Annotated in this window: 7 protein-coding genes; 5 read left to right on the forward strand and 2 right to left on the reverse strand. The window is 44.1% G+C overall.

The genetic code is table 11. From position 1 onward, the window contains the following. From ACEW8S_RS14865 to ACEW8S_RS14885, 5 genes are all read left to right on the forward strand, one after another. A partial coding sequence (locus ACEW8S_RS14865; protein ID WP_373518913.1) for a hypothetical protein occupies nt 1-286 on the forward strand: 286 nt, incomplete at its 5' end. Continuing rightward, complete coding sequence (locus ACEW8S_RS14870) at nt 267-1,349, forward strand: DUF6371 domain-containing protein (RefSeq protein WP_373518914.1); 1,083 nt, start codon at nt 267-269, stop codon at nt 1,347-1,349. The genes ACEW8S_RS14865 and ACEW8S_RS14870, both read left to right, overlap by 20 nt. A 17-nt stretch (nt 1,350-1,366) precedes the next feature. Next, nucleotides 1,367-1,627: a hypothetical protein gene (locus ACEW8S_RS14875; RefSeq protein WP_373518915.1), complete on the forward strand. Its 261-nt coding sequence runs from the start codon at nt 1,367-1,369 to the stop codon at nt 1,625-1,627. Further along, a complete protein-coding gene (locus ACEW8S_RS14880; protein ID WP_373518916.1) occupies nt 1,611-2,174 on the forward strand; it encodes a hypothetical protein in 564 nt (187 codons plus the stop codon). The genes ACEW8S_RS14875 and ACEW8S_RS14880 overlap by 17 nt, the downstream gene beginning before the upstream one ends. Before the next feature lie 1,264 nt (nt 2,175-3,438). After that, nucleotides 3,439-4,365 carry a DNA translocase FtsK gene (locus ACEW8S_RS14885; protein ID WP_373518917.1) on the forward strand — a complete coding sequence of 309 codons (927 nt, stop codon included), beginning with the start codon at nt 3,439-3,441 and terminating at the stop codon, nt 4,363-4,365. 291 nt (nt 4,366-4,656) lie between these two features. On the opposite strand, the gene ACEW8S_RS14890 is transcribed toward ACEW8S_RS14885, so the two are convergent. Together ACEW8S_RS14890 and ACEW8S_RS14895 are read right to left on the reverse strand one after the other, a co-directional pair. Next, nucleotides 4,657-5,790 (reverse strand): IS91 family transposase, encoded by a 1,134-nt coding sequence (locus ACEW8S_RS14890; RefSeq protein ID WP_373518918.1) that lies wholly within the window; start codon nt 5,788-5,790, stop codon nt 4,657-4,659. Then, nucleotides 5,790-6,521 (reverse strand): tyrosine-type recombinase/integrase, encoded by a 732-nt coding sequence (locus ACEW8S_RS14895; protein WP_373518919.1) that lies wholly within the window; start codon nt 6,519-6,521, stop codon nt 5,790-5,792. Before ACEW8S_RS14895 ends, ACEW8S_RS14890 begins: the two co-directional genes overlap by 1 nt. Nucleotides 6,522-6,847: the final 326 nt, after the last annotated feature.

Consider the following 6,847-nt stretch of genomic DNA (forward strand, 5'->3'; position numbering starts at 1 on the left):
AGAAATCGAAAGCGTAGGCAAACTTTTTAAACTGGAAAGTAATAGCGTATTGCTTTGGATGGATGAAAACGGCTTTGCGATCAGCGAAATCGATTACGAGCCGATTGCCGAACTATTCCCCAAATATACAAGGTACTGTAAAGAAGTCGGGTCAACCCCGTTTAGCCGATTGAACTTTAAGCGGGAACTGGTCAAGAGCGGCGTACTGATAAAAAGGCAAAATGTCGGGCAATGTGCCTATTTGGAAACCGAGTTAAAATTGGAAAATGAGCAATCACTCTTTTAAATACACGTTGGACAAGTCCGCTAAGAAATTCGTTTGCCCGGCGTGTGGAAAGCGTCGGCTTGTCAAATACGTCCATACGACAACCGGGGGGTATTTGGCGGGGGTGTTTGGAAGGTGCGAGCGTATTGAGAGTTGTAAATATTTTCAAACGCCGCCAAGTGGTGACGTGGGTTATTTTATGCCCTGCAAATCCATTAGCGACCATAGCCCTAAAGCCTACCGGATAACTAACCAAAACTTTGAGATCCAATACATACCTAAAAGTCAGGTACTCGAAAAGGAGGCGGCGGGGTTGTGGGTCAAGGGGTGGTACTGCGATACGAACGGCATTAGCACGGCCACGGCTCAAAGCAAGGTCTTTAATGATGGCGGCGGGGTAGTTAATCCGGTGGTAACGGTTTCAGGAAAAACAAGAGAGGTTAAGCCGTCTTACCACGCGCCGCGATTAATGGAAGGGATCGTTAATGGCGGGATAGAATGCAACCTAACGAAATACCTAAAGACGAAGTTTGACGCGGGGCGCGTCCGGGATGCAATGCTAAGGTATAATACAGGAGGTACGAACGCCTTTTGGGAAAACGCTACTTGCTTTTTTCAGGTTGACACGAGCGGGAAAGTCCGAGCCGGGAAAGTTATTCAATATAGCGCGGCCACGGGCAAACGGGTTAAAGAGCCTTATCCGCATATTAACTGGATGCATAACCACGGGGCGAAAACCGAGTTTAATTTAAGTCAGAGCCTTTACGGGTTGCACTTATCGGAATCCGAACCTAATAATCCTGTAATGTGTTGTGAATCAGAGAAGTCAAGTTTAGTAATGTCCTTACTGGATAATTCGGGTATATGGATGGCGTGCGGATCCAAGACAGGAATCAAAGCGGAGTTGTTCGCGCCGCTCAAAGGCCGCACCGTTATCCTGTATCCCGATAAAGGGAGCGCGGCGGATTGGAAATTGAAAGCGGATGAACTTAACGCTAAAGGATTCAAGATCGTAGTTAGTGAATTTGTGGAGAACCAAAAGCAATTACCGCACGGCGCGGACATAGCCGACCTATATATTTAACTTAAAATAAAACTATTATGAAAGAAGTAAAAGATATTTACGCCGAACTGAGGACGGCAAACCCGACAATCAGTTCCACTAATGAATTTGAGCCGCTTATGTTGGCTGCCATCGAAAAGGAATTAGAGCCATCACTTTCCCCGGTTGAAATTTTAGAGTCCATTATATTGTGGAAACAAACCATTAACGGGTACGACGTTCGCGAAATGGCCGTATCGCTTTACAAAATAAAAAGAGACGAATATAAAAGAAACGAACGGAATGAAAAGAAAATATAATTTAAACGAATGTTTTGCCATTTCAACAAAATGGCTAAAACAACAGGGGTTTTTAGAGCAAGGGAAACTATCGTACACGGATATTGAGTTTATTTCGGCGGGCTACGAATATAACGTTAGGGTTGTGGCCTCCATTACAACGGATGAACCAAAATTGATTTTTCAATTCTTGTACGAGGATCGGACTAAACGTATTGACATCGAACTAAGCCCGCGCAAAAACCATTTCGGCGGTGGGTCGTTTTACATGGTTTGTCCAAAGTCAGGTAAGCGAGCGGAAAAGCTGTATCTGGTCAATGGGATACTGTCAATTGCAAGAGCATCCGGGTTGCATTATCAAAGTCAGATAAAGGCGAATGCCCTGAAAAAGATTAACGCCCGCTTTGGGGCTGCGATGAAGGGGGAATTAGCGATTGAGGAATTGAATTCGAAAGGCTTTGTACGATACCGTAGCGGGAAACCGACAAAGAAGTATAAGAGAGTTTTGAAAATATTAAAGGAGGCCGAAGGAAAGGAGTTTGTTTTTAGCGACCTAACGGCTTTCTAAAATTAATTGTTTGTTTAAAGGTGAGCGGCCTACTTGATTTCTCTAGGATCTTGTAGGTCGCTTTTATTTAGAATTATTCCAAATAAGGCAGAAAATGAGGCTTGAAAAGGGGGCATCGGACAATTACCGTACAATTAATTATCTTAAAATTACTTACCATCTTGTTTATCAGTAACATAACTATTTAGGTAGTGTTCCATATTAGAACGCAACCCCGTCTTTAGATTGGTTTCAGGTGCTGATCCGTTACGGCTATTTTATCGGATGGCCTCCAATAAGAAAACAATGCAATGGCTAGGGCTGCAATCGATAGAATTAACGGTATTGTTTTTCTCATAGAATAACATAACGCAAATTTGCGGTGTGTAGTTTTTCAGGGAGGGATTTCGCCCAAGATATTATTTAGAATGATTATAAATAAGGGGGCGGGGGGTGTCTGTGGCGCGTGTGAAAACTATGTTTAGGGTCGTTTTGTTGACCTTGTAGGGTTACAGCGATAAAACGGACGCTAGCAATTTTATTATTTAGAATAATTCTAAATAATGGATTTGTGTTTTTAGTGCATTTATCCAAAGTGACGTTTTCGGTGTTACATTTCCGTCACTACTTAAAACACTATAATTCAGCATATTAACCTCCAAAAGTGTACAAAGTGACGGAGTGACGGAAATTTTTGACGGGAGTCTATACGTTTACCCTCTATTGTATTAGTCAATAAATACTACAAACTTTCTAAAAAAAGTAACACTATTGACACTATCCTAATATAATACTCTCTAACCCCTATTCTCATTGAAATCCTGTTTTTGGGAAAGTGACGGGGAGTGGTGAAAACGTCGGACATTATGACGAAAACACCGCTAATCGTGACAATTCCGCCATACTTTCATTTATAATCCAATCCACTTCTTTGAGAAAGGTTGTATACGGTCAAGAAACCGGGCTTAACCGCAATCGAGAGATTATCCGGGAACTACTATAGGAGATCGGGAGGCATAAGTACAATCAAGTAAAGCAAAAGCCTCTAAGCATGAAGGACGGGTATTTGACAGCGAGTAATCACTACCTCTATCCAATTAGATATATTTTGATGCTTGCAGGCGCACTTCGGGTGGTGGAAACCCAAAACGCTCGTTTTACTGGATTATCCTTTGTTATTTCAAAAGCTTAATTTCGTATTATTTATAAAAATAGAAATATAGTAACTTGTTACTATATACAATTGTTGTGTGTAAGCTGAACAAACATTCATGAAAGAATAAAAATGGGCATATTTGATTTTTTAAGAGGTAGTAAAAATTCGAAATCGGAAAATACCGAAAATGAAAATATTGATTCAACTCAAAAGTCTGACTTAATTTCAAAAAAAGAATTTGTAACAAAAAAAATAGCTGATGCACTTGATGAAAATAAAGAGATAATCCTAACGGACGATGAAATTCAAAAATACATTCAACAAGAAATAAATGATAGAATGTCGACTGGACCTAAATTTGAATTTAGTTCATCTGATTTTGACCCTTTATTTCCAGAAGCCTCAAGAATACTTGTCGAACATCAGCAAGGTTCAGCTTCTCTACTTCAACGAAAATTAAAATTAGGTTATAATAGAGCAGGTAAATTAATAGACGACCTTGAATTGGCTGGAATTGTTGGGCCTTTCGATGGTTCACGAGCAAGAGCAGTTCTAATACCAAACACCAATCAACTTGAGCTTTTTTTACAACTTGGTAAAGTAAAAAAAGAAAGATTTAACCAATTCAAAAAGCATATTTTACCATTACACGAAGAACTTATTTCTACCAAAGTAAAAGAACTAATTAAAGCGCAAGAAATTACCGAAGAAAATGAATTGAAAGAAATTCTTAAACAGGAAATTTTAGAAAAAGAAAATGAAAAAATAGAGAAAGAAAAAAGAAGACAACTTAAAAATCAAGTCAGAAAAGAATTAATTGAGGAAGGATTTTTATCAAACCTAAATGAATCAGATTTAAAACGTGCCCCAATTTCTCAAGAAGTTCTTGACCGAGTTTGGAATAGAGATGGCGGAAAATGCGTGAAATGTGGCAGTCAAGAAAAAATAGAATTTGACCACATAATTCCTTTTTCAAAAGGTGGTTCAAACACATATAGAAATTTGCAAATTTTGTGTGAACAATGTAATCGCCAAAAATCGAACAGTATTGGATAATAACAATAAAGCCTACACACAATAAGGCATTCGTGTGGTCGGTACGACCTAACATGAATGCCGTGTTGACTGAACCGGTGTTGGTCGGCTTGCCTCTATGGGGATTCGTATTGGTTGGGATTGTTTCTAGGATTCGGTTTCTCCAGTTTTGGAAGGATCGGTCACCTTTACTGGCAGGGAATAAAAGTATAGGTTGCGTTTTGTAGTTTCTCCGCTCTGTTTTTCACAACTTTCGGGCGGTTTTCTTGCGTTTTGGCCATAGCTGTCCCTTTACGCTGGGATCTGCGTTTTCTATATAGACCTGTTTATTTGTTTTTTGATCTGCTCCCGCCAATGGTTGGGCGGTCCTCGAGCTGTGAAGGTCGCGATGGCAACAAGGTTCCCTTTCTTGCAGGCCGGGCACTTGCGGTGCAGCAGGGGCTCTTTTTCCGCAAGCTTTGGCCTGCCCAGGTCTTTCTGCAGTTCTGGGATGACAGTTCTTTTATGATAACTGCTCAGGATGCCATAATGCCTGATGCGGGTAAACCCCTTGGGCAGGATATGCAGTGCGAACCGCCTGATGAACTCGGCATCGGACAGCTCGAGCACCGTCTTTTTACCGCCATGGCGGTAATCCTTTACCATAAACCGTACGTTTCCATCTTCCAGACCTTTTATCCGATGGTTGCCGTTCGCGATCTTATGGGTATAGCGCCCCAGGTATTCCACTACCTGCGATGGCCCTAGAAATGGATGTTTGCAATAGACCACCCAGTTGTGCCTGAACAGGCTCTGGCAAAAAGAGGGGGATTGCCGTTTTCCCTGCTCCCTGCGCAGCCCCGCCACGAACCGGGCCCTAAAGACCCTGCTCATTGCCTTTACCGGGAACAGGTACTTCCCCTTGTTTTTGGTAGGTTTCCATTTGCCGGATTGGGTAATGCCACCACCCGGGACAATGCAGTGCAGGTGCGGGTGCAGCGATAGGTTCTGGCCCCATGTGTGCAGGATGGCGATCATTCCCATCTTGGCACCCAAAAATTTGGGGTTGCCGCCAAAATCCCTGATGGTGCCCCAGGCCGTCCCGAACAGCAAGCTGTACACCAATTTAGGCTCGTACAGGCACAACCTGTTCAGTTCGGCCGGCAGGGTGAAAACAACATGGAAGTAGGGCACGCCAAGCAGGTCGGCCTCCCTGGCACGGACCCACTCCTCTTTTTTATGTCCCTGGCACTTGGGGCAATGACGGTTTCGGCAACTGTTGTAGCTAAGGTGGAGCTTATGGCAGGCCGGATCGCTGCAACGGTCGATATGGCCACCAAGGGCAGCGGTGCGGCACTTGCGCAAAGCATGCAGGGTACGGACCTGCCAACTATTGGCACAATAACGGGTCAGCTGTTCCCTGTTGCGCTCCAGGATCTGGGCCACTTCATAGGTAGCCGGTGCCATTACGCTTTTTCATAAAGCCCGTCCAGCGGACTGAACGGCTTTTGCCTACCCGATTGTGCCACATGCAGGTAGATAAGGGTGGTCTGGATATCCGCGTGCCCCAAAAGGTCCTTCACGCTCATAATGTCCAGGCCCATTTCCAATAGATGGGTGGCATAACTGTGCCGCAGGATATGGGCGGTGATCTCCTTTTGGATACCGCTGCGCGTGCGGGCCTCCCGGACGATCCACCCTACCCCCTGCGAGGAAAGCCGGGCCGGACTGCCCGTCCTGTCATTGCCGGTAAAGCACCAGGTGACCGGGTTTTCTGCCAGGAGATACTTCTTTAGCCCACGGGCCTGGATCTTGGACAGGGGGACATACCTGTCCTTACGCCCCTTTCCCTGGCGCACGTGCACCGCCATCCTGTCAAAATCCAGGTCCCTGACCTGTAGGTTGCGCAGTTCAAAACTGCGGAGCCCACAGCCATAGAGCATCGCAAGTACCAATCGGTGCTTTAGCAGTTTGGGGGTACGCAGCAGTTGTTTTACCTCTTTGCAGCTTAATACCACTGGAAGTTTCTTGGGCCGTTCAATGGAAGGAAGCACCACGCGCATTTCTTTCATCCCAAAAATACGGTAGGCATAGCGCAGCCCATAAACAGTATGTTTGAAGAAACTGTCCGACGGGGTCTTGTGCCGTGATTTTAAAACGTGTAGGTAATCAAGGATCTGTTCTTCATCCAGATCCAAAGGGCTGCAGTTAAAATGAAGGGCGATGTGCGCCAGGCAGCGGGCATAATTGGTAAGGGTGCTCTGGCTTTTACCGGAGAGTTCAACAGAACGTTTTAGCTTGCGATGGAGTGTCCCGAATTCCGGAACTGAAATACAGGCCTTTTCAATAAGGGTCTTGCTTTTTTTTCATAATTTCAAAGATTTGAATTAAACAGTACCTAAAGGTAGCTAATGGCGGGAAGACAACCTCTCGAAGCTACCTTTAGGTTTAGTTCAACAAAGTGTCTACAACATAGCTAATATAGGCTGTTCGAGAGGTTTTTGCTTGTTTGTGAATACCGCCA

Origin of the sequence: Pricia sp. (genome assembly GCF_041745955.1) — a bacterium.
Taxonomy (GTDB): Bacteria; Bacteroidota; Bacteroidia; order Flavobacteriales; family Flavobacteriaceae; genus Pricia.

Excerpts from the sequence above, each read along its gene's own strand:
- ACEW8S_RS14870 (WP_373518914.1), top strand. The coding sequence starts at position 267 with ATGAGCAATCACTCTTTTAAATACACGTTGGACAAGTCCGCTAAGAAA.
- ACEW8S_RS14885 (WP_373518917.1), top strand. The coding sequence starts at position 3,439 with ATGGGCATATTTGATTTTTTAAGAGGTAGTAAAAATTCGAAATCGGAA.
- ACEW8S_RS14880 (WP_373518916.1), top strand. The coding sequence starts at position 1,611 with ATGAAAAGAAAATATAATTTAAACGAATGTTTTGCCATTTCAACAAAA.
- ACEW8S_RS14875 (WP_373518915.1), top strand. The coding sequence starts at position 1,367 with ATGAAAGAAGTAAAAGATATTTACGCCGAACTGAGGACGGCAAACCCG.
- ACEW8S_RS14890 (WP_373518918.1), bottom strand. The coding sequence starts at position 5,790 with ATGGCACCGGCTACCTATGAAGTGGCCCAGATCCTGGAGCGCAACAGG.